The sequence below is a fragment of the Nocardia sp. CA-145437 genome, assembly GCF_050956485.1.
Classification (GTDB): domain Bacteria; phylum Actinomycetota; class Actinomycetes; order Mycobacteriales; family Mycobacteriaceae; genus Nocardia.
The window spans coordinates 3,234,732-3,255,141 of the sequence record NZ_CP191204.1 but is presented as its reverse complement, the minus strand read 5'-3'; the positions used below and the strand labels follow the sequence as shown (position 1 = coordinate 3,255,141).

Annotated in this window: 24 protein-coding genes and 3 tRNA genes; 10 read left to right on the top strand and 17 right to left on the bottom strand. The window is 66.9% G+C overall.

What is annotated here, in order from left to right; translation table 11 throughout:
* Window positions 1-15: 15 nt before the first annotated feature.
* The 4 genes from ACQPYY_RS15130 to ACQPYY_RS15115 form a co-directional block, all read right to left on the bottom strand.
* Window positions 16-1,422 (bottom strand): amidase, encoded by a 1,407-nt coding sequence (locus ACQPYY_RS15130; protein ID WP_433594199.1) that lies wholly within the window; start codon window positions 1,420-1,422, stop codon window positions 16-18.
* Window positions 1,423-1,470: 48 nt separating this feature from the next.
* Window positions 1,471-2,667 carry an RNA-guided endonuclease InsQ/TnpB family protein gene (locus tag ACQPYY_RS15125; RefSeq protein ID WP_433594198.1) on the bottom strand — a complete coding sequence of 399 codons (1,197 nt, stop codon included), beginning with the start codon at window positions 2,665-2,667 and terminating at the stop codon, window positions 1,471-1,473.
* 283 nt (window positions 2,668-2,950) lie between these two features.
* Window positions 2,951-3,343: a PaaI family thioesterase gene (locus tag ACQPYY_RS15120; RefSeq protein ID WP_379098056.1), complete on the bottom strand. Its 393-nt coding sequence runs from the start codon at window positions 3,341-3,343 to the stop codon at window positions 2,951-2,953.
* A gap of 70 nt (window positions 3,344-3,413) precedes the next feature.
* The gene (locus ACQPYY_RS15115) at window positions 3,414-4,385 is read right to left on the bottom strand and encodes an alpha/beta fold hydrolase (protein ID WP_433594197.1); all 972 of its coding nucleotides are present in this window, start codon (window positions 4,383-4,385) and stop codon (window positions 3,414-3,416) included.
* Between the two features lie 53 nt (window positions 4,386-4,438).
* Between ACQPYY_RS15115 and ACQPYY_RS15110 the strand changes: the two genes are divergently transcribed.
* The 3 genes from ACQPYY_RS15110 to fadD8 are packed head-to-tail and all read left to right on the top strand — an operon-like array spanning window position 4,439 to window position 8,154.
* Window positions 4,439-5,287, top strand: coding sequence for an SDR family NAD(P)-dependent oxidoreductase (locus ACQPYY_RS15110; RefSeq protein WP_433594196.1), 849 nt, complete (start codon window positions 4,439-4,441; stop codon window positions 5,285-5,287).
* Between the two features lie 42 nt (window positions 5,288-5,329).
* On the top strand, window positions 5,330-6,523 hold the full coding sequence (locus ACQPYY_RS15105; RefSeq protein ID WP_433594195.1) for a thiolase C-terminal domain-containing protein: 1,194 nt from the start codon (window positions 5,330-5,332) through the stop codon (window positions 6,521-6,523).
* A 23-nt stretch (window positions 6,524-6,546) separates the two neighbouring features.
* Window positions 6,547-8,154 carry a fatty-acid--CoA ligase FadD8 gene (gene fadD8, locus ACQPYY_RS15100; protein ID WP_379098045.1) on the top strand — a complete coding sequence of 536 codons (1,608 nt, stop codon included), beginning with the start codon at window positions 6,547-6,549 and terminating at the stop codon, window positions 8,152-8,154.
* Window positions 8,155-8,172: 18 nt separating this feature from the next.
* On the opposite strand, the gene ACQPYY_RS15095 is transcribed toward fadD8, so the two are convergent.
* The gene (locus tag ACQPYY_RS15095; protein ID WP_433594194.1) at window positions 8,173-8,838 is read right to left on the bottom strand and encodes a DUF1361 domain-containing protein; all 666 of its coding nucleotides are present in this window, start codon (window positions 8,836-8,838) and stop codon (window positions 8,173-8,175) included.
* Between the two features lie 148 nt (window positions 8,839-8,986).
* On the opposite strand from ACQPYY_RS15095, the gene ACQPYY_RS15090 reads away from it, so the two are divergent.
* Window positions 8,987-9,274 carry a hypothetical protein gene (locus ACQPYY_RS15090; protein ID WP_357286315.1) on the top strand — a complete coding sequence of 96 codons (288 nt, stop codon included), beginning with the start codon at window positions 8,987-8,989 and terminating at the stop codon, window positions 9,272-9,274.
* On the top strand, window positions 9,267-9,608 hold the full coding sequence (locus ACQPYY_RS15085; protein WP_357083123.1) for a hypothetical protein: 342 nt from the start codon (window positions 9,267-9,269) through the stop codon (window positions 9,606-9,608). The genes ACQPYY_RS15090 and ACQPYY_RS15085 overlap by 8 nt, the downstream gene beginning before the upstream one ends.
* A 58-nt stretch (window positions 9,609-9,666) precedes the next feature.
* On the opposite strand, the gene secG is transcribed toward ACQPYY_RS15085, so the two are convergent.
* Window positions 9,667-9,900 (bottom strand): preprotein translocase subunit SecG, encoded by a 234-nt coding sequence (secG, locus tag ACQPYY_RS15080; protein ID WP_154789531.1) that lies wholly within the window; start codon window positions 9,898-9,900, stop codon window positions 9,667-9,669.
* Between the two features lie 100 nt (window positions 9,901-10,000).
* Here secG and ACQPYY_RS15075 point away from each other — a divergent pair, with 100 nt between their 5' ends.
* Window positions 10,001-10,228: a hypothetical protein gene (locus ACQPYY_RS15075; protein WP_433594193.1), complete on the top strand. Its 228-nt coding sequence runs from the start codon at window positions 10,001-10,003 to the stop codon at window positions 10,226-10,228.
* Here ACQPYY_RS15075 and ACQPYY_RS15070 read toward each other — a convergent pair.
* Window positions 10,209-12,551 (bottom strand): ATP-binding protein, encoded by a 2,343-nt coding sequence (locus ACQPYY_RS15070; protein WP_433594192.1) that lies wholly within the window; start codon window positions 12,549-12,551, stop codon window positions 10,209-10,211. The genes ACQPYY_RS15075 and ACQPYY_RS15070 overlap by 20 nt on opposite strands.
* Before the next feature lie 398 nt (window positions 12,552-12,949).
* Between ACQPYY_RS15070 and ACQPYY_RS15065 the strand changes: the two genes are divergently transcribed.
* Entirely contained in the window at window positions 12,950-13,573 is a 624-nt protein-coding gene (locus tag ACQPYY_RS15065; protein WP_433594191.1) for a hypothetical protein, read from the top strand.
* Window positions 13,574-13,672: 99 nt separating this feature from the next.
* Here the strand turns inward: ACQPYY_RS15065 and ACQPYY_RS15060 are convergent, their stop codons facing one another.
* Together ACQPYY_RS15060 and ACQPYY_RS15055 are read right to left on the bottom strand one after the other, a co-directional pair.
* Window positions 13,673-14,062: a DUF6221 family protein gene (locus ACQPYY_RS15060; RefSeq protein ID WP_433594190.1), complete on the bottom strand. Its 390-nt coding sequence runs from the start codon at window positions 14,060-14,062 to the stop codon at window positions 13,673-13,675.
* Window positions 14,062-14,196: a hypothetical protein gene (locus tag ACQPYY_RS15055; RefSeq protein ID WP_433594189.1), complete on the bottom strand. Its 135-nt coding sequence runs from the start codon at window positions 14,194-14,196 to the stop codon at window positions 14,062-14,064. The genes ACQPYY_RS15060 and ACQPYY_RS15055 overlap by 1 nt, the downstream gene beginning before the upstream one ends.
* 240 nt (window positions 14,197-14,436) lie before the next feature.
* Between ACQPYY_RS15055 and ACQPYY_RS15050 the strand changes: the two genes are divergently transcribed.
* Window positions 14,437-15,675, top strand: coding sequence for a S8 family serine peptidase (locus tag ACQPYY_RS15050; RefSeq protein ID WP_433594188.1), 1,239 nt, complete (start codon window positions 14,437-14,439; stop codon window positions 15,673-15,675).
* Window positions 15,676-15,775: 100 nt separating this feature from the next.
* On the opposite strand, the gene ACQPYY_RS15045 is transcribed toward ACQPYY_RS15050, so the two are convergent.
* Complete coding sequence (locus ACQPYY_RS15045) at window positions 15,776-16,048, bottom strand: hypothetical protein (RefSeq protein WP_433594187.1); 273 nt, start codon at window positions 16,046-16,048, stop codon at window positions 15,776-15,778.
* A 95-nt stretch (window positions 16,049-16,143) separates the two neighbouring features.
* On the bottom strand, window positions 16,144-16,485 hold the full coding sequence (locus ACQPYY_RS15040) for a hypothetical protein (protein WP_433594186.1): 342 nt from the start codon (window positions 16,483-16,485) through the stop codon (window positions 16,144-16,146).
* A 464-nt stretch (window positions 16,486-16,949) separates the two neighbouring features.
* On the opposite strand from ACQPYY_RS15040, the gene ACQPYY_RS15035 reads away from it, so the two are divergent.
* Window positions 16,950-17,171, top strand: coding sequence for a PASTA domain-containing protein (locus tag ACQPYY_RS15035; protein ID WP_379098016.1), 222 nt, complete (start codon window positions 16,950-16,952; stop codon window positions 17,169-17,171).
* A gap of 48 nt (window positions 17,172-17,219) precedes the next feature.
* On the opposite strand, the gene ACQPYY_RS15030 is transcribed toward ACQPYY_RS15035, so the two are convergent.
* The 3 genes from ACQPYY_RS15030 to ACQPYY_RS15020 form a co-directional block, all read right to left on the bottom strand.
* A tRNA-Glu gene (locus ACQPYY_RS15030) sits at window positions 17,220-17,295 on the bottom strand.
* An 85-nt stretch (window positions 17,296-17,380) separates the two neighbouring features.
* Window positions 17,381-17,458, bottom strand: a tRNA-Met gene (locus ACQPYY_RS15025).
* A gap of 116 nt (window positions 17,459-17,574) precedes the next feature.
* Window positions 17,575-17,660 (bottom strand) — tRNA-OTHER (locus ACQPYY_RS15020).
* A gap of 177 nt (window positions 17,661-17,837) precedes the next feature.
* On the opposite strand from ACQPYY_RS15020, the gene ACQPYY_RS15015 reads away from it, so the two are divergent.
* Entirely contained in the window at window positions 17,838-18,314 is a 477-nt protein-coding gene (locus tag ACQPYY_RS15015) for an excalibur calcium-binding domain-containing protein (protein WP_433594185.1), read from the top strand.
* Window positions 18,315-18,359: 45 nt separating this feature from the next.
* Here ACQPYY_RS15015 and ACQPYY_RS15010 read toward each other — a convergent pair whose 3' ends face one another.
* From ACQPYY_RS15010 to ACQPYY_RS15000, 3 genes are read right to left on the bottom strand one after another with little or no spacing between them, the layout of a single operon-like run.
* Window positions 18,360-19,133 carry a MerR family transcriptional regulator gene (locus ACQPYY_RS15010; protein ID WP_433594184.1) on the bottom strand — a complete coding sequence of 258 codons (774 nt, stop codon included), beginning with the start codon at window positions 19,131-19,133 and terminating at the stop codon, window positions 18,360-18,362.
* A gap of 12 nt (window positions 19,134-19,145) precedes the next feature.
* A complete protein-coding gene (locus tag ACQPYY_RS15005) occupies window positions 19,146-19,607 on the bottom strand; it encodes a VOC family protein (RefSeq protein WP_433594183.1) in 462 nt (153 codons plus the stop codon).
* A 34-nt stretch (window positions 19,608-19,641) separates the two neighbouring features.
* Window positions 19,642-20,268, bottom strand: a complete 627-nt coding sequence (locus ACQPYY_RS15000) for a TetR/AcrR family transcriptional regulator (RefSeq protein WP_379098005.1) — start codon at window positions 20,266-20,268, stop codon at window positions 19,642-19,644.
* Window positions 20,269-20,410 lie beyond the last annotated feature (142 nt).

Here is a 20,410-nt window from a genome sequence, read left to right as displayed (position 1 = left end):
CGCCGAATTGCTGTATCACTCCTGGATGCGACGGAAGGGCCGCTCCGCCTCCAGGGTGTAGGCCAGTTCGAGGAGGGTGCGTTCGTCGCCGTGCGCGGCGGAGAACATCATGCCGATGGGGAGGCCGTCGGCGGACGCGCCCAGGGGCAGCGACAGGGCCGGCGCACCGGTCACATTCGCCAGCGGAGTGTAGGTGACGTAGTTCAGCAGGCGCTCGAAGACCTCGTCGAAGGGCTGGTCGGGGCTCAGATAGCCCAGGTGCGGCGTCACGCTCGCCAGCACCGGGGACACCACGAGTTCGACATCGCGGAAGGACGCGGCGTAGGCCTGACGGATGCGGGAGAGCCGGTAGAGCACCGCGGGCGAGCGCAGTGCGGATCCGCCGAACCGCGCGGCCAGGCCACGGGTGAACGGGTCCAGGCGGGCGGCGTCGAAGGAGCGGTCGAGGGTGAGTTTGCCGGTGCGGCCCAACAGGAACGCCAGCATCGCCCAATAGGTGGCGAAGTCGTCGGCGAAGCCGCGATCCACCGGGTACGGGAGGGGACGCACCTCGTGGCCCAAACTCTCCAGCAGGGCGATGGTGTCGTCGTGGACGGCCCGGACCTGCGGGTCGAGCGGGGCGCCGGTGATGGGTTCGGTGAGCACCCCGATCCGCAGGCGGCGTTGCGCGGGACCTTCGACCAGGCCCACCGGCGGCAGCGACGGATTCCGCCAGAAGCGCTCGGCGGCAGCGAAATACGTGGCCGTGTCGCGGACGGTACGGGTGAGCACGCCCTCGGAGACGAGGTTGATCGGCATGGACCGAGCCTGCGGGCCGTCGATGTGGCGGCCGCGGGTCGGCTTCAATCCGACCAGCCCGCAGCAGGCGGCCGGGATGCGGATCGAGCCGCCGCCGTCATTGCCGTGCGCGATCGGCACCACGCCCGCGGCGACCATGGCGGCCGCGCCCCCCGAGGACGCGCCCGAGGAGTATCCCGTGGCCCACGGATTGTGTGTCGGTGCGGCATCGGCGAATTCGGTCGTGGCGTTCAGCCCGAACTCCGGCAACGTGGTCTTCCCGAGCACGGTCATCCCGGTGCTGAGGAACTGTTTCGTGAAGGGTCCGTGCGCTTTCGCGGGCCGCGCCCGCCACGCCGCACTGCCGTGCTGGGTCGGTATGCCAGCGACGTCGGTGTTGTCCTTGACGTAGGTAGGCACGCCGTAGAGCAGCGCGTCCCGCTCGCTCGACACCAGCGGCGTATCCAGGTCCACCACCACCGCGTTCAATTCCAAATTCACCCGGGCCGCCCGCTCGCCTGCCGCCTTGGCGACCTCGGCGGCACTGAGCTCCCCCCGCCGGATCAAAGTGGCGATGGCGACTCCATCGTGGTCGCCGAGCGCGTCGTCGGTGAATGCGTGAATTCGCGCTTCTACTGCTGCCATGACCGGGCCTCCTCTTGACGTCCTCTCTCACACACTCGTAAGAGATTTCTAACCGGTGAGGGCTAGCGGTTCCTGTTTCACAGACCGGGCAACCCCGAGGTCTCCGCAGGCTGTCACCGCCCGTCCGGCGGCGAGAACGTTAAGTGCAGCATTTACGTCCGCGTTCACGGTGTAACGGCAGCGGGTGCACCGGAATCGTGCTTGGCTCTCACGCGATTTCGAGTCCACATAACCACATCGAGAACACTTTTGCGACGTATGGGCTGCCGGGACTTTCAGTACCCGACTACCCGTGTATCGGGCGGCACTGATGAGGGCAACTTCCAGTTGGTTCCAGCCCTTGCCGAGGATGGCTCGATTCAACCCAGCCTTTTGCGCCACCTTTGCGCCCGGCGCTGCGAGACTCCCCCGTGCGCTTTGGGTCATGTTCCGGATGCGCAGATCCTCCAACACAACAAGGGCGTTCTTCGTCACCAGTGCGCCCGCTGTCTTTGCGACAAAGTCCGCACGTCGCGCACGTTCTCGACCGCGGACTGCACGCATCGAGGCAAGCGTGCGCATCCGATTTCCGGAACCCTTCCGCTGCCTTGCAAGACGTTGTTCCAGCCGACGGTAGCGGCGACCCTCACCAGATCGAGTAAACGCTCGGTTGAACATCACTCCGTCCGAACATGCCACCGCGGTCACGACGCCCCGATCCAGCCCGATGGCGGTACCCGGCCGCGAATGCCGTTCTGGCGTGCACGTCCCATCCTCCACGAGGAATGCTATGTACCAGTAATTGCCGGAGCGAGAAATCGTCGCCGATCGAACCGGTCCACCGAGAGCGCGGGACATCCGGAACTTGACCCATCCGAGCTTGGGCAGCTTTGCTCGTCCCCACCGGCGGGAGAGACGTTCGACAGCAATCTTTCTGCCCTCGGGAAACCTGAACGACGGCATCCAGCGACGCGTCGATCGCCATTGCACGGCAAATGGACCGCACCTCAAACAAGCTCGATCCAGGTCCATCAGAGTCTGCTGCAGCGCGTGGCCGGGCGCCGCCTTCAACCATGGGTTCTCGGGCTTGGCGGCGGCGAGCTCCCTTGCTTGCTGAACATAGCCAATAGACGCACGGCGCCTGCGGTACTCGCGGCGCTGTTCCAACCCAACATTCCACACATACCGGCAGGCGTCACCAAACTCCCCCGCCTTATACTCTTGTTCGGGTGTAAACCACACCCGAAATTTCCTGCCGGACAGCATGCTCACGACCCTAGCCACAGTTCCGCCAATTAGTCGCACATACGAGCGAACCCAATGGCTGGACACGGCGTGTCCAGGTCGGGATCGGATACGTGTCGCGGCGACGTCACCCTGCGAGAGCGCGGCGCGCGCACGGGTCGTGCCCGCCGCTCGCGCCGCCGACCACGGTCCCCGCGCCGACGCTAGGCGTTCCGGCCACCACGGCGGTTCCGGTCACGAGCGGCCAGAACTGCCGGGCCGTCAACTGAATTCGACTACGAGCCCGCAGCGTGCCCGCCGACCGCTATGCGTCGGTTCGGGCCGGGAAGACCGCGAAGGTGCCCAGCGCCTTGGCGACGAGGCGACCCTCGTTCCGAATCTCCGACTCCAGGGCGATGACGCGCTTGCCCCGGTTGATCACCCGGGACTCGCACTCGACCACGCCGCCGCGCACCGCGGCGAGGTAGACGATCTTCACCTCGATGGTGGCGCAGGATTCCCCTTCGCCCAGAACGCAGTACACCGCCGCGCCCATGCCCTGGTCGGCCATCGAATACATCGCCCCGCCGTGCAGCACGCGATGGGGATTGAGGTGTTGGGGCGCGACCGTGAGCCGGCAGACGCTGCGCGCACCGTCGCGGTCGAACTCGACCATGTCCAAACCGATGAGCGCACCGAAGCCCCCATCGAGATTCACCGAGGATTCCACAAGGCGGACAGCTTAACCGAGGGGATCGACCGGCCCGCGCCGGTCGATCATCACGCGGCTACCGGTCGAGGTCGAGACCCTTCAGCGCCTCGATCAGGAATTCGTTGACGGCGTCGGGGCGTTCGAGCTGGACCAGGTGGCCCGCGCCCGGCACATCACGGACCTCGCGCAGGTCGGTGACATTGGCCCGGAGCGTGGCCAGGGGGTCGCGGCCGGAGAAGCCCTCCATGTCCGGGTCGTTCTCGCCGTAGAGGAAGTAGGTGGGGACTTCCACCTTGGCGTCGGCGTAGGCCTCGGTCAGTTCCCAGTTACGGTCGAGGTTGCGGTACCAGTTGAGGCCGCCGGTGAAGCCGGTGCGCTCGAAATCGGCGACCAGGGTGTCGAATTCGGCCTGGGACAGCCACGGCCAGGGCAGGGCGGGGGCCTGCGGGAGGACGTCGAGGTAGCCGAGCCCGGGCGGGTTCTTCCAGGTGTCGAGGTAGTGGTAATCGCCGGAGAGCGAGTAGTAGACCCGGGCCAGGAAGGCACGCGGGTCGGCGGCGAGTTCGGCATCGGCGACGCCGGGGGTCTGGAAGTACGACAGGTGCAGGAAGTGGCGTTCAGCCGCTTTGGTCCAGAAGGCCGACGGCGGGCGCGGGGGCCGCGGGGCGAACGGGTTGTTCAGGACCACGACGCCGGCGACCCGTTCGGGGGCGCGCAGGCTCAGTTCCCACACCAGTTGCGCGCCGAAGTCGAGGCCGACGAAGACGGCCTTGTCGGCGCCGATGTCGTCGAGCAGGGCCGTCAGGTCGCCGATGACGGCGGCGTTGGTGTAGGCCTCCGGGTCCGCGGGGGCCTCGGTGCGGCCGTATCCGCGCAGGTCGGGGGCCAGGGCACGGTAGCCCGCGGCGGCGACCGCGTCGAGCTGGTGGTGCCACATGTACCAGGTGTGCGGGAACCCGTGACAGAACACGACCGGGAAGCCCTCGCCCTGATCCGCGACGTGCAGGCGGACCTCCCCGGTGTCGATCGTCCGATGCGTCAGTTCCACTCCGCCTCCAATTTCTAGAACACGTTCCTATTTCAAGGTAATGTCCAGAGGTCGTGAGCGAAATACCCAAGATTCTCGCCGGAACGGTCGCGGTGGTGACCGGGGCCAGCCGGGGCATCGGCAAGGGCATCGCCCTGGAGCTGGGCGCGGCCGGGGCGACCGTGTACGTCACCGGGCGCACCGTCACGGCCGGGCACCTGCCGGGCACCGTCGCCGCGACGGCCGCCGAGATCGACGCCCTCGGCGGGCACGGGGTCGCGGTGGTCTGCGATCACCGCGACGACGCCGCGGTGGAGAAACTCTTCGCGCAGATCCGCGACGAGCAGGGCCGCCTGGACGTCCTGGTCAACAACGTCTACAACTCCCCCGCCTCGGCACGCTGGATCGGGCGCAAGTTCTGGGAGGTGCCGCCGAAAGCCTGGGACGAGGGCTTCGACATCGGCGTCCGATCCCATTACGTGGCCAGCGTTTTCGCCGCGCCCCTGCTCATCGAGTCGCGGGGTCTGATCGTGAGCGTGTCCTCCCCCGGCGCGGTCCGTCACATGCACAACGCGGTCTACGGGGTCGGCAAGACCGCCGTGGACCGGCTCACCGCCGACATGGCCCACGACCTCGAGGGCACCGGCACCACCGCGGTATCGATCTGGCCGGGCATCGTCAATACCGAACTGCTGCAGATGGTTCCGGCCGACGCCCAGGGCCGCCGCCTGGTCACCCTGCCCGGCGAGGGCACCTTCGACCTGGTTCAGGCCGAGACCCCGCACTTCGCCGGCCGCGCCGTCACCGCCCTGGCCGCGGACCCGGATCGCCTGGCGCGCACCGGGAAAGCCTGGAAGGTCGCCGACCTGGCCGAGGCGTACGGCTTCACCGACATCGACGGCCGCGTCCCGCGCGCCGACTAGACACCCGAATTACGTTCCCGAAGAACAGGAGTGGACAACCCAATGCGACGCGTTTTCGTCGTCGGCGTGAACATGACGCCGTTCGTCAAGATCGGTTCCCGCGAGTGGACCTACCCGGAGATGGTCGCCGAGGCCGTCAACGGCGCGCTGAAGGACGCGGGCGTCACCTATGACCAGGTGCAACGCGCCGCGGTCGGCTACGTCTTCCAGCCCTCGGCCGCCGGTCAGCGGGCGCTCTACGACATCGGCCTGACCGGCATTCCGGTCGTGAACGTGAACAACAACTGCGCGACCGGCTCCACCGCGCTGATGTTCGCCCGCGAGTGGGTCGCCTCCGGCATCACCGATGTCGCGCTGGCGGTCGGCTTCGAGCAGATGACCAAGGAGGCCATGGCGGGCCCGGCCACCAAGCCGAAGGTCACCACGGTCGACCACCACCTGAAGGTGAACAGGGAGCACTTCGAGTTCTCCGCCGCGCCGATCACCACCCAGTTCTTCGGCAATGCCGCCCTCGAGCACATGAAGCGCTACGGCACCACCCCCGAGCAGCTGGCCGCGGTCGCGGTGAAGAACCACCAGCACTCGACCAACAACCCGCTCGCGCAGTTCCAGGACGCGTACACCCTCGAGCAGGTGCTCGGCGACAAGCCGGTGCACGGCCCGCTGACCCGCTCGCAGTGCTCGCCCATGTCCGACGGCGCTGCCGCCGCGGTCGTGGTGAGCGAGGAGTTCGTGAAGGCCAACGGCCTCGAGGGCCAGGCCATCGAGATCCTGGCCCAGGAGCTGGCCACCGACGACGGCACCTCCTTCTCCACCGGCTCCATGATCGACGTGGTGGGCGCGCCCATGACTCGCGCCGCGTCGTCGAAGGTGTTCTCGCGCGCCGGGATCACCGTCAACGACGTCGACGTGATCGAGCTGCACGACTGCTTCTCCATCAACGAGCTCATCACCTACGAGGCGCTGGGCCTGTGCGGCGAGGGCGAGTCCGGAGCCCTGGTCGAGTCGGGCGCGACGACCTACGGTGGCACCTGGGTGGTCAACCCGTCCGGCGGCCTGATCTCCAAGGGCCACCCGCTCGGCGCGACCGGCCTGGCGCAGTGCACCGAATTGAGCTGGCAGCTGCGCGGACTCGCGGGCGACCGTCAGGTGGCGGGCGCGCGCACCGCACTGGCGCACAATCTGGGCCTGGGCGGCGCGGTCGTCGTCACCCTGTACGCGGCCCACACGGCGTGACCATCGGATGAATTGAGAACCCCATGAGTGCAATCGATCCCGACACCATGCTCCGGCTGCCCGTGCACAACGGGCACGCCCTGGTGGCCGGGCTGAAGCGGCATCGCAACCGTCCGGTGCTCACCCTCGGCGACCACATCCTCACCGGCGGTGAGGTGCTCGACGGCATGAGCCGCTACATCGACGCCTTCGCCGAGCACGGCGTCACCACCGGCACCCCGGTCGGCGTGCTCGCCCTGAACCGGCCCGAGGTGCTGTTCACCATCGGCGCCGGTCAGATCGTGGGCTCGCGGCGCACCGCGCTGCACCCGATCGGCGGCCTGGACGATCACGCGTATGTGCTTGCCGACGCGGGCATTTCGACACTGATCCTGGACCCGGTCCCGGCGTTCGTGCAGCGCGCCCGCGAACTCGTCGACATGGTGCCGACGCTGACCAAGATCCTGGTGCTGGGTCCGGTGCCCGAGCAGCTCGCCGACGTCGGCGTGGATCTGCTGGCCACCGCCGACAAGTACGAGCCGCGGGCGGTCGAGGCGACCGAACTGCTGCCCTCGGACGTCATCTCGATCAGCTACACCGGCGGCACCACCGGCAAGCCCAAGGGTGTCATCGGCACGGCGCTGACCATGAACACCATGACGCAGATCCAGCTCTCCGAGTGGGAATGGCCCAAGCAGCCGAAATTCCTGATCTGCACGCCGCTCTCGCATGCGGGCGCGGCGTTCTTCCTGCCGGTCGTGCTGCTGGGCGGGCAGTGCGTGGTGCTGCCGCGATTCGACGCGGGCGAGGTGCTGCGCGCGATCGAGGAGCACAAGATCTCGGCGACCATGCTGGTGCCGTCGATGCTGTACGCGCTGCTCGATCACCCGGACTCCAAGACGCGGGACCTGTCCTCGCTGGAGACCGTGTACTACGGCGCGTCCGCGATCGACCCGAATCGGTTGCAGGAGGCCATCGATCGGTTCGGGCCCATCTTCGCCCAGTACTTCGGGCAGTCCGAGGCGCCGATGGCGATCAGCTACCTGGGCAAGGACGAGCACGACAAGGCGCGGCTCACCTCGTGCGGCCGGCCCTCCACCGCGGTGCGGGTGGCGTTGCTCGACGGTGAGGACAAGCAGGTTCCCCAAGGCGAGGTCGGCGAGATCTGTGTCTCCGGGCCGCTGCTCGCGGGCGGCTACCTGAACCTGCCCGAGGTCACCGCGGACACCTTCAAGAACGGGTGGCTGCGCACCGGTGACCTGGCGCGTCAGGACGAGGACGGATTCCTGTTCATCGTCGGGCGTTCCAAGGACATGGTCGTCACCGGCGGGTTCAATGTGTTCCCCCGTGAGGTGGAAGACGTTGTCTCCGAACACCCCTTGGTGCACGAAGTCGCGGTCGTCGGTGTGGCGGACCCCCAGTGGGGTGAGGCCGTGACCGCGGTCCTGGTGCTCGACGCGGCCACCGCCGCCGATCCGGCCGCGGTCGAGACCGTCACCGCCGAGATCCAGGCCGCGGTCAAGCAGCGCAAGGGTTCGGTGCAGGTGCCCAAGCACGTGCTGGTCATCGAGCAGCTGCCGCTGACCGGTCTGGGCAAGCCGGACAAGAAGGCGATCCGGGTCCTGGCGGCCGAGCGCCTCGGCATCGCCTGATCCCCCGCGGGCGTCCGGCTAGGCGAACCTGCGGGTTCGGATCAGCCGGGCGCCCCGTCGGGCGCTGTCCACGCCCGCCTCCACCACGGCACGGGTCACGAAGTGGCCCAACGCCGTTGCCACGAACACCGCGGCGATCAGCACCGGGGCCCAGTTCCAGCTCAACGCCAGCATCATGCGGTCGAAGGTGCCGCGCGGCTGCACCACCGGCTCCCACGAGTTCAGCCGGACCCAGCGGCCCAGGAAAACGCCTACCGCGCACAGCAAATGGACGGCGAGGGTCACCGGGGTCCGCCACGCGGCCAGTCCGCGCGCCGCCAGGAATCGGCCCATCTCGGCCAGCACCAGGTAGTAGGCGACGAATCCGGACACGATGAACACGCCGTACACCGGCAGGATCGTCGTCACCACAGGGCCGTTGCCCGCGGCGCGGATGTCGTCGCGCAGATGCACCAGATCGGTCACCACGTACGGCGCGTTCGGCAGGAACAGCAGCAACAGCACGACACCGGCCCACCAGAACGGCGAAATCGGTAGTCGTCGTTCATCTTCGGGCGGGCGGCGGAACACCAGCAGCGCCAGCGCCACCGGGATCCAGGCCAGCACGGTGTTCCACACCATCCAGAACAGATTGCGGTCCAGCACCCCCGCGAGGCTCGGCGCGACCGTTTTCACCGGGTCCATGCGTTCATGATGCCTGGTGCGGCGCGCCTCGTCCCGCGTGTCGAGGACGCCGCCCCGGCAACACGCCCGCGATCGACGCGCCCATGATTCTCTCGAAACTCTGGTCGACAGGTGGCGACCAGCTGTTTTACGATCGTATTATGCGGCCGTGGGATATGAGATTCCAGAGTGGGCCCTCGACGTCGCGGCCCGGCTCGGTGTCGCGCCGGAGGAGGTCCTGCGGGTCCTGACCGGACCCGGCCGGCGCTGGCCGCGACCGGTGCGCGGGACGGGCGGACTACCCGCCCTCATGATCATCGGCCGCACCGGCGCCGGGCTGCCGCTCGCGGTGGTGGTTCGCCCGCTGTCGCAGTGGGACCAGCAGGTCATCGGCGTCCGGCCGGTGACCGGACGGCTTCTCGCCCAGTTCGAACAATGGGAGGCGGACCATGAGTGACCATCCGGACCAGGGGTACCCGAACACGGCGGCCGAGGCGCGCGATTTCCTCGACAGCCTCACCTTCGACGAGGACGCCCCCGAACCCGACCTCCCCGGCCCCGACACCCCCGTCACGGTGCTGCGCACGGTCCGGCTCCCCTACGCCATGGATCAACGCATCCGCGCCGAGGCCGACCACCGTGGCGTCAGCATGTCCGACCTGATCCGCGACTTCCTCACCATCGAGCTGGCCGCCCTCGACGACGACACCCCCATCAGCCGCGCCGACGCCCGCCGCGCACTGTCGGCCGCCCTGGCGAATCTCTCACCGGTCCACGGTCATCGGAGCTGACATGACGAATCGCCCGGGCACCTTCGCGGGCGCCCGGGCGATTACGGAAGCTGTGGACTTAGGAGAATTTGATTTCGAGGCCGATCCCCAGAATGGAGATCAGCCAGATCACGCCGAGGAAGATGGTGATCCGGTCGAGGTTCTTCTCGACGACAGTGGAGCCCGACAGGCTCGACTGCACTCCACCACCGAAGAGGCTGGACAGACCTCCGCCCTTGGCGCGGTGCAACAGCACCAGCAGCACCAGCAGCACGCTGGTGATAACTAGGAGGATATCCAGGAACATCCGCATTCCAGGGAGTATAGGTGGTCGTCAGGGGTGCTTTTGACCAACCCCCTGGTGAGGGGCACGTTCATCGGGCGTGCCCCGGCCCGCCACTGACCGTCCCGCGATGTCCCGCAAAATTGTGGCACGAGATCTGACACTGCACGCCCGCGATGTCCCGGAAGCCAAGGCGCAGAACAAGATCATTCCGCACCAGGCAGGGCAGCTGGACGCACTTCTCAACAGTTCGCTCAGCAAACATTCCGCAATGCTCGATGGCGTGCCGCACGCGCGCCAGCATTCGCAACTATGTTCGAATACTGGCCCGCAGCCGATCACTTCCGCTTCTCGGTAACCCAGGCCGCGATCTGGCTTCTCGATGTGAACCCGAGCTTGCTCAGGATGCGCTCGACGTGACCCTGGGCTGTGCGGGGCGAGATCACCAAGGTGGAGGCGATCTCCCTGTTGGTCAGTCCCTTCGTGACCAGGTCGGCGACCTCGGTCTCGCGGCGGGTCAACACCGGTGCGTCCGGGGTCACCGGGGGCTCGTCGGCAGGGCCGTCGCCGAGCGCGTACGCGATGGATTCGTAGAAACTCATGTCGGTTCCGGCGCGGAACGCGTCTTGGTAGGCGCGGTTCCCGAGTGCCTCGCGGGTGAGCTGCTCGCACTCGTCGTGGTTGTCGAGCAGGTTCGGGAGCGTCACCGAGATCCTTCCGACCGTCTGCGCGAGCGTCGCCGCGGCGCCCATCAGGACGGCGGCCCGGGTCGACTGGTCCTCACGTATCGCGGCCCAGGCCAACGACTCGAGGCACCAGCCCGTCACGACCGGGTCCTTGACCCGCCGGAGGAGCCGCAACGCCGATTCCACGAGGGCTGTTGCCCGATCGGTGTCCCCCGCCCGCAGTGCTGCCAGCGCGAGAGCCCACGACGAGTACGCACGGTAGACGGACTCACCACGCGGTGCGGTGATCGCAAGCACCTGCTCATGACAGGCGACCGCGGTCTCATCGTCCCCTGACAGTCCGCTCGCGATCGCCAGGCCGAGAATCCCGCCTATCGATCGTGCGATCTGGAGTCCGGTCCCGGTCAGGTGGGAGCCGGCGGCGGGTGCGCCGGCGAGGGCCGACCGGAACCGCTCGACCGCCGCCGCGAGGTCTCCGGTGAACATCGCCAGATATCCTCGAGCGTAGTTCGCGATCTCGATCGACTCCGCGCGCCCCAATTGCTCTGCGAGCGAACAGCATTCCACCGCCAGAGCCGCGGCCTCATCGAGTTGACCCTGCATCCCCGCGAACAAGGAGTCACCGTACAACGTCTTGACGCGTTCCTCGGCCCCCGCGGTGTCGGAGCCGTTGAGGCAGCGGCCCATCCAGTGCCGGGCTTCCGTCAACAGACCCCGGCACTGCCAGAACAGCCACAAGGCGTTCACCATGCGCGCCGTGACATCCGGGTCGGTGGCGACGACCGATTCGGTCATACTGAACGTCAGCGCCCCCCGCAGATTCGGCTGCTCCCGATCGAATCGCTCGATCCAGCCCGCCTGGTCGGGGCCGATCCAGTCGATCTCGGCCCGCTTCACCAACCGCTCATACCACGAGAGGTGCCGCTGCCGCGCCCGGGAAAGGTCGCCGGATTCGCGCAGTTTCTCCCTGCCGTAGTCGCGGATCGTCTCGGCCATGACCAGGCGAACGACGTTGCCGACCTGCTCACGGCTCAGGATCGACTTGTCCACAAGCAATGCCACCGTGTCCAGGAGGTCGTCTCCGACCACCTCCTCGGGACAGACGCCCTCGGCCGCGTCGAGCTCGAATCCGCCCACGAACACCGACAGCCAGGCCCACAGCTGCTGTTCCTGCTCGGTGCACAGTTCGTAGCTCCAGTCCACGCACGACCGCAACGTCTGCTGCCGGGTGGGCGCGAGCCTGGAACTGACGGTGAGCAACTGGTACCGGTCGGTCAACCGTTGCAGGATCTGGCCGGCGGACAACACCCGGATCCGCACCGCCGCCAACTCGATCGCCAACGGAAGCCCTTCCAGCCTCCTGCAGATCCCCGCCACCTCAGCACAATTGGCCTCACTGAGGGCGAAGTCGGGCACTGACGCGGCCGCCCGGGAGGCGAACAATGCCACCGCCTCGTACTGGGGCATCGCCTCGAGCAGCGGAGACTGGTCGTCCGGAACCGACAACGGTGGAACCTGCAACATCCGTTCCCCGTCCATCCCGATCAGCTCCCGGCTCGTCGCCAGGATCCGCACCCCGGAACACGCCCGAAGCAGCGTCTCCACCAACTCCGCGACAGCACCCAGCAGGTGCTCGCAGTTGTCCAGGACCAACAGCGCCTGCCTGGTCGAGAAGTGATCGATCAGCAGTTGGGACAACGACCGGCCCGGTTGATCCGGCAGTCCGAGCGCGGCGGTCACGGTCTCCGCCACCAGAGCGGGATCGTGCAGTTCACCGAGTGGAACGAACCACACCCCGTCGGCGAACGACCGCCGGGAGTCCTCCGCGACCCGCATCGCCAACCGGGTCTTTCCCACGCCACCGGTGCCCGTCAACGTCACCAAAAGCGAGGTCGCCAGCAACCGCCGCGCCTCGGCGACCTCCCGGCGCCGACCGACGAAACTCGTCAACTCCAGCGGCAGATTCCCGGGCGCCGCCTTCACGGACGTCTGCATCGAGCAAGCCCTCCTCTCGCCGCCAACCTGGTTCGAACGCTACCCCTGAGGGGCTTCCGACCAGCCGATCGTCGCCATGTCGTTGCCCGAGGTGATACACGGTGGGGAATCACTGGTGCACCGCGGCCGCACAACAGCCTTATCGCCGAGTACTTCAGGCGTCTTCTCGAAACGTGTACTCACCGGGATGACTACCGAGCATCGGTGGTGCGCGTAGAGCCAAGGACGGGCGGGATCATCGTAAAGAACGTTCGGTCCGAATATCCCGCGTCACCATGCTGACGTTTATGAATTAGCTTGCCTTACAAAACATTTCGTGATCAACAGTTGAAACGCAGTGACCGCGGCGAGCGATCCCGCAAGTACGTTGCATCTTGCGACTACCAAAGGAGCTCATCGTGATCGACTTCGACGTCCAGGCGATCGTGGCCTATCTCGCCACGGCGGCAGGAGTTGCCGGCGCAAAGTGGGTCGACCGTCACTTCGATCTAGCCCTCACGTCGCTGACCGATCTCGTCAGCCGCAGGATCGGGATCCAGTCTGTTACGCAGCTTCAACAGAACCCCGACAGTGTGCGGTCACGAAACCAGATGGCCGAGGCGATCACTCGCGAAGCCGCGACGGATGAGCAGTTCGCCCACAGCCTCACCGAGATCCAGCAGAAACTCGACGGCCTCAACGGACGGGCAATGATCGTCGCCTTCGACAACTCGGTTTCCACCGTCACGTTGACGGGGAACACCGGCATGGCCGCGGGAAAGGACATCAACCAACACATCAACAACCACGTCGATGTGCCGTCCCCCGACGACATGTCGAGGGCGCCCATGTGGACACGGACGCTCTTGTGGGTCGGTACGGTAATCGCCGTCATCGGCTGGTTGACCATGATGTTCTCGATGCAGTCCAGCGGCCACCCCGCGGATGGAGCAACCGGATTCGCCGTCTTCGCCATCGGCGGCGTGATCGCGATGTTCGGACAGCTCGGCGCCCAGACATCCGCGCCGCGGCGGAGACGCTGATCCGATACACCGGTCCAGGTCGCCGCATGTCGTAGAAGCACGCGATGAGGTGCGGGCGGGCGCGCAGCAATCAGCCCTGGTCCGGCCCGACTCGATCGATCATGGCCGATCAACCGCCCACTCGGGACTGTAGTCACGGTGGTCGGACCAGAGGGCGGCGATCGCGCGCACGGCCGGGCAGGGCCAGGCCACCGGGCCGCGGTCGCCGGGGTCACGGCATACCGAGCATCGGTGTTGCGCGTCGGGCGTGTGCTCGCTGACGATCAGCCGCAGCACGGCCAGGTGCCGCAGCGTCTGCTTCGGTGTCAACGTGCCCGGCACGAACACCGTCGACGGGGCGGAGCGGCTGTGCTTGGGCCGCACGAGGCGCACCCACTCGTATTTGATCTCGCGACCGGAGTCCCGGAAATCGCGCTCCAGGCTCACCGCGAACTCGGCGGCTTCCTGCTGCCGCTCGAGCCGCCGGGCGATGAACTGTTCGATGGTCATCATCGCCGGACCAGCCAGAGTGCGGTCGCGACCACGACCAGAGCGGCCCACAAGACCCAATACAGCGAGGACGCGTCTGTGGCGACCAGCACCGCGGCGGCGACAGCGAGCACTACGACCGTGGAAGTGCGCATGATCGATTGTCTCTCATCCCGCGCTGCGCGCTACGCAGGCCAGGCATCGCAGCCTTCACGGCCCTCTGGGGTCACCGAATGTTTACTGCCATAAGAGGATCCGGCCGTGACAGCGAGAGTGACGCCGGTCATATTCAAGTGAAACGCGCACCATTCACTTTCTGCGCTCAGTAGCGTTCCCGGCTGGTCGAACTGATCGGCCAGGGGAACAAGGCGTTCTACAAATGGGGAGTTAAACAAGTGAAGAAGACCTGGTTGGCACTGCTGGTCGCGGTGCTCGCCATACCCGCCGCGGGGGGGATTCCCGCCGGCGCCGAACCTGCCGCGCCCACACCGACGATCTCGGTGGATCGGGCACAACCCGGGCGTGGCATCCCGGACGTCTATGTCGTCTCCGTGAAAGAGGGGGCGAACATCGACGATGTGCTGTCACAGGCGAAGATCAAGGAAACCCGCGTGAAGTCGGCCGGGCTGAGGTCCTTCGCGGCGAAGCTGTCGAAGCCTCAAGTCGAAGCGCTGCAGGGCAATTCGGCGGTCGAGATGATCCTCGAGGACCGGGTCATCGCGGCGACCTCGAGCATCGACGGCTATACCCCGACCACCGAACCGGGCCCGGGGTGGGCAGCTGACCGAATCAATCAGTCGGCGCTGCCGCTGGACGGAAGCTACACCACCACCGCCACCGGAGCGGGTGTCACGGCCTACGTCATCGACGGTGGCATCGATGTGAGTCATCCGGACTTCGAAGGGCGAGCCTCCGAGGGCATGTCGGTGATCAGCACCGCGCCTACCCTCGATTGCGGGGGTTACCAGCACGGCACCGGCGTGGCTGGTGTGCTGGGCGGAGCCAAGTTCGGTGTGGCCAAGAAGGTGAAATTGGTTTCCGTCCGGATCACGAGATGCGATGGGACGGCCGACCTTTCATCGATTCTGAACGCCTCGGACTGGGTACAGGCGCATCACCAGAAGCCCGCCGTGGTGAATATTTCCTTGAATGTCAACGGGACCGGCTCATTCCTCGACAATGTCCAGGCGGCGTATCTTCGCGGGGTCTTCAACGCCCTCGCCGACTCCGGCCTGTTCATCGCGAATTCCACCAGCAATCGTGACGCCGACGCCTGCCTCGGCTCTCCCGCCGACGCCGCCGGAGTGGTGGCGGTAGCCCACACCGACAGCGAGGACCGCGCCGCCCAGAGCTCGGACTGGGGCCCCTGCGTCCAGCTGTACGCGCCCGGACGCGAGGTCCCCTTCCCAGCGATCGGCGGCGGCTTCGTGAAGTCCAGCGGTTCCTCATTCGCCGCCCCGATGGTCGCCGGAGTCGGCGCCCTCTACAAGTCCACCTACGGCGACACCTACTGGCAGACGATCGCCAACTGGATCAAGGACAAATCCACCAAGAACGTGGTGCAACCCAAGCTCAACCCCAACCCCAATGCCACACCCACGATAAACCGACTGCTCAACACCGGCGGTCTGTAACCGTCGCCCGATAACAGTGCGCCGTGCCCGGCCTCGAGCACGGCGCACTGTCGTACGCGACGCCGCGTCCACGGCGGACAGCACTGCGGCGGCGCCCTGTTTACAGCCGCGGGTCGTAGACGAGCTCGAATCCGCGCAACCCCTGCAAGTCACCCGTCGCCAGGAACTCCCTCCCGGCGACCTCGCTCACCGGGAGGTCGCAGTCGCGCGCGATCTCGGCCGCCGACAGGATCATGGGCTCTCGACCGGTATGCCAGGGGGTGACCGCGTAGGCCTGATCGCCACAGGTGAGAATCACTCGCAACACGGCCCGACCGTCCGGCTGCACCTCGTACGTACGCGTGGGCTTGTGCCAATCCCGCAACTCGCTCATGCCACCGATCCTTCACCCACAACGCCTTTCGGCCACCGTCTTCCGATCAATTGCCCAGGCGGCGAGCTGGTTGAGCCTGGTGTGGTTCCGGAGAGCTAGGCGACCCCGCCCGGTGAGCCGTAGTAGCACCACTCGTCGTCACAGGATTCGAGACTGTAGGCAACGACTTGCTGGTGGCCCTCCGGGCCCTCTACTTCGAGGGCTGTGGGCTCACAGTCGCCGCAGTCCGCGGCGTCCGCAGCTATGGAAGCCGGCGGCTGGGATGCTTCGCTGCCTGCCCGGCGCCGCCGAAGAAGCGACGCGGTTTCGACTACCTTGCCGGTGTCGTCCACCGTGCGGACTTCCATTCTGACCGCCGTCGTGGTCGTCGTAGTGCCATCCTCGTTGCGGACAGTCCGTACGGTCCATTCTGGGTTGGGCGGATACTTCAGCGACATCGCACACGCTCCTTCGAATCGACCGATAGTGGCTGGTTCGCCGCATTCCATTTTTCGCCAACTCGTCGTCGCTGTTGCTGTTTCCGCCGGAGTGTCGGGGTTTCCACGACCGGCCGTCCCCTACCGGGCCGGAACCTTCCACTTTCGCCGCCGCTCAATCGCGCGCGCGATGTAACACCGCGACTGTTCGATCGAGGCGCTCGGGCTCGGCGGCGCGACTCGACTCGACTGTGGCGCAGGTAAATCGCGCCGCTGCCGCGTGAAACCGAGCGCGGTGGCCGGTGTGGCGATAGGGTCGCGACGTCGGATGAGGAGTTCACATGAGAGCGATTGCCGTAGCTGCGCTGTCCCTTGCTGTGCCGCTGCTGGCGGCTTGCAACCCCGGGGGCGAGACGACATCGAGTCCAGCGTCGCCGACGTCGGCCTCAGCGGATTCGGTGCACTGTGATGCGAAGGCGTGGCCGGTGGCCATGCCGGATCTGCGGGGGCAGCGCCTCGACGCGGCGCGGGCCGGCGACGCGGCGTGCTTCCTGATCGCCTCGGCGACCGCGCCCGACGGACGCAACGTCCTCGACGGCCAGGACAACTCGGCATGGGTCGTGAAAGATCAGTCGCCCGATCCTGGCGCGTTGGTCGCCGAGAAGCAGCCGATCACCGTGACGGTCAAGTCGGCCGGCGCGAAATAGGCTTTCCCGCCCCGCGAACCGACGGTCGCCGGCGTCGGCAGCTTCGAGTGACGTAGGTCGGAGTCGAACCGACGTGGTTCCTGAGTGAAAATCAGGCTGCCCATCCCGACAGAGCAACTACGCCATGAGTCCGGCCGGATGGAATCGAACCACCTGTGCCCGAAGGCGGGAGGTTTACAGCCTCCGTGCACACCATGTGCTCAACCGGTTGGTGGCGGTGGTCGGATTCGAACCGACGACCTGTGGATTATGAGCCCACCGCGCTGACCTAACTGCGCTACACCGCTCCACGATCCGCCATTCGGCGGACCCTGCGGAAGACAGAGAACTCGAATCCCAAGCCCTGAGGCTCAACACCGCTAGCAACGGGTTCCGGCCGGCCTGACCGGTTTATCTTCCATCGCGGAAAGTTGAGGAGTCGAACCCCCGGGACACAATGCCCGCCTCCGGTTTTCAAGACCGGCTGGCCTCCACAGACCGGAACCTTCCCTTCTCACCGCGCTCGGTTGAGTTTGCGGTGTAATCACATTCGCAGGAGGGCTGAAGGCTCGCAACTGAATTTCACCCGACCGGTTTGCCGGGAAGGTCGGGGTTGTGGGGACAGATTGTGCCAAGGGGTTGCTGAAAGGTGTACAGGCGCAGGGAAATGGCGCAGGGTCGGTCGGCATGAAAGGCCACGTTGTGCGATTGCTATGTCGTAGCGTTCCCGTTGTCGCCGCTGCCGCGGTTGGGGCGGCGTTGATGTCCGGTTGCGGACCGGCGTCGTCGTCACCTGCCGGTGTTGCCAGTACCTCGCCGGCCTCGGTGCAGACGACCACTACCCTTGCTCCGCCTACCAGTACGACGACGACCACGGTGACGACGTCGGAGGTTGCGCCGTTGAGCACGTCGACGGAGGTCGCGCCGCCTCCGGCGCCGGTGCCGTTCGTTGCCCCGGCGGCACCGCCGACCGCAGTGCAGCCACCGGCTGTGGCGCAGCCGCCCGCACCGGTTCCGGCGCCCCAGACGACCAATGCTCCGTCGGTGTATTACGGCAGTTGCGCTGAGGCCAAGCGGGCGGGAGCCGCGCCGCTTCGGCGGGGTGATCCCGGTTATCGCTCCGGGCTCGACCGCGACGGTGATGGGATCGCCTGCGAGAGATAGGTTTCGGGGAACCGGCGGTCGTCTCGGCCGCCGGGGATCGGGATTTCACAAGGAGCGACGGACGTATTCCTCGAGTGAATCCCTCACGAAGGCTGCGCAGTCCGGGTTGCCGTAGGCGGCGGCGTAGCGGTCGTCGTCGGCATACATGTCGGCCATGGCGGTGACCATGGCGATGGAACGCTCGCGGTCGCCGTCGGCGAGGGGTGTTCCGGGGATGGCTCGGAACCAGGCGATGTGGCGGGCTGCTTGGGATTGCGCGGAGGTGGAGTCGGGGGTATGGCCGGATTTCCAGGTGGTGATCCAGGTAGCGATCATGTCGTCGAGGTCGCGTTTCCAATCGCGTTGTTGCTGGAGGGATTTGGCGTGCCACCACTGGTTGCTGGCTTCGAAAGCCTCCTCGCCCCAACGGGCGATGACGTCGTCGCGGTAGGGGTCGTTGAAGCCTTCGAGCATCATGCGCAGGGAGCCTTCGGCGCCGGCGCGGGTGTCGAGGGTGTGGCGGAGGGCCCGGATTCGGGTGTCGATCCGGGCCCGTTCGGCTTCGAGGAGGCGCAGGTGGGCCTGTAGCGCCGCGTCCTCGGCATCCGCGGGGTCCTCGTCGGATGCGCGGTCGAGGATTTCGGCGATGGTCGGCAGGCTCAGGCCGAGTTCGCGCAGCAGGAGGATGCGTTGGAGGCGGGAGACCGAGTCGGTGTCATAGTGGCGGTAGCCGTTGTGGCCGACTCGGGCGGGTGGGAGGAGGCCGATCTCGTCGTAGTGGCGCAGGGTGCGGCTGGTGATGCCGGCGCTGTCGGCCAGTTGCTGAATCGTCCACTCCATGAAGGTCTCCCGTCAGTGTTTGCCGACCCAGTCGCCCTCGAAGGTGGCCGCCCATTCCTTGGCGTGGTCGAGTTCGGCCAGGCGGGGTGCGGTGAGGATGACGCGGTTGCCGTCGGGGTCGGTGATGGTGACATCGCTGGTGTACCACGCGGTGTCGGTGGGGCCGGTGATCGTCACGCCGGGGAAGGCGTGCTCGCGCAGGGTCGAAGCGAGGGTCGCGAGGTCCTCGCCGCCCGCGGAGAAGCTGACGATGGTGCTGCCGGGGACGGGTTCGCCGGGGACGAGCAGCAGGTCCTGGTACTTCATGCGGCGCAGGTGCACCACGACGGGACCGTTGTCGCCGGGAATGGTTGCCAGCGCGATGAATCCGGCGGCCTCGTAGAACGCCGTGGTGGCGGCGATGTCGCGCACCTGGAAGGTGGCGAACATGGGCATGGGGTAGATGGTGCGGTCGATGTCGGGGTGTTCGCTCATGGGCTCGACGGTAGGAGTTGACGTAGCGGCAAGGTCAACTCGGCGGTGTGGTGTGCCGGGAGTAAACCGCCAGCATGTCCTCGACCAGACGCAGGATCGCGACATCGAGATCGGGGCGCTGATACACCCCGCGCACCACGGCCTCGCCGGAGAAAAGGTGCAGCATCATGAAGAAGATGGATTCGCGCAGGTCGGCGGGGAAGTCGGCGAGGACGCCGCTGGCGTCGAGGGCGGCCACGATCTCGCGGTAGTAGTTCTCGGCGATGGGTGCGACGCGGTCGCGCAGTTCGGTGTCGGAGCGGGCGGCCAGGAAGATCTCGCGCAGCGCGTGGGTGAGGTTGGACTGCTGGGCCTGGCGCAGGAACCGCAGTGCGACGTCGAGTGGATTGTCCTGGGCGCCAAGCTGTTCCATGGTGACGCGGTAGCCGATGAGCTGGCGGGCGAAAATCTCCTCGGCGGTGCGCACGATGAGGTCCAGGCGGGTGTCGAACTGACGGAACATGGCCCCGGCCGATAGTCCGGCGCGGCCGCAGATCTCCTGCACGGTGGTGCGCTGGTAGCCGACCTCACCGATGGCCGCGATGGTGGCGTCCACCAGCTTGGCCACGGTGGCTGCCCGGCGCTCCTGCTGGGTGCGCCGCGGGCGGGAAACTTCGCTCACGACATCCCATCCTGCCCCGTGAACACGGGCAGCAAATATCCGGACCACGGTGACCGTTGACACATTCGCCGCAGGCGGCATATGGTCGCCGCGCAACTTAGGAAATACCCACTCTCTTTCTTGGGCGGGTGGGTACGCGGCC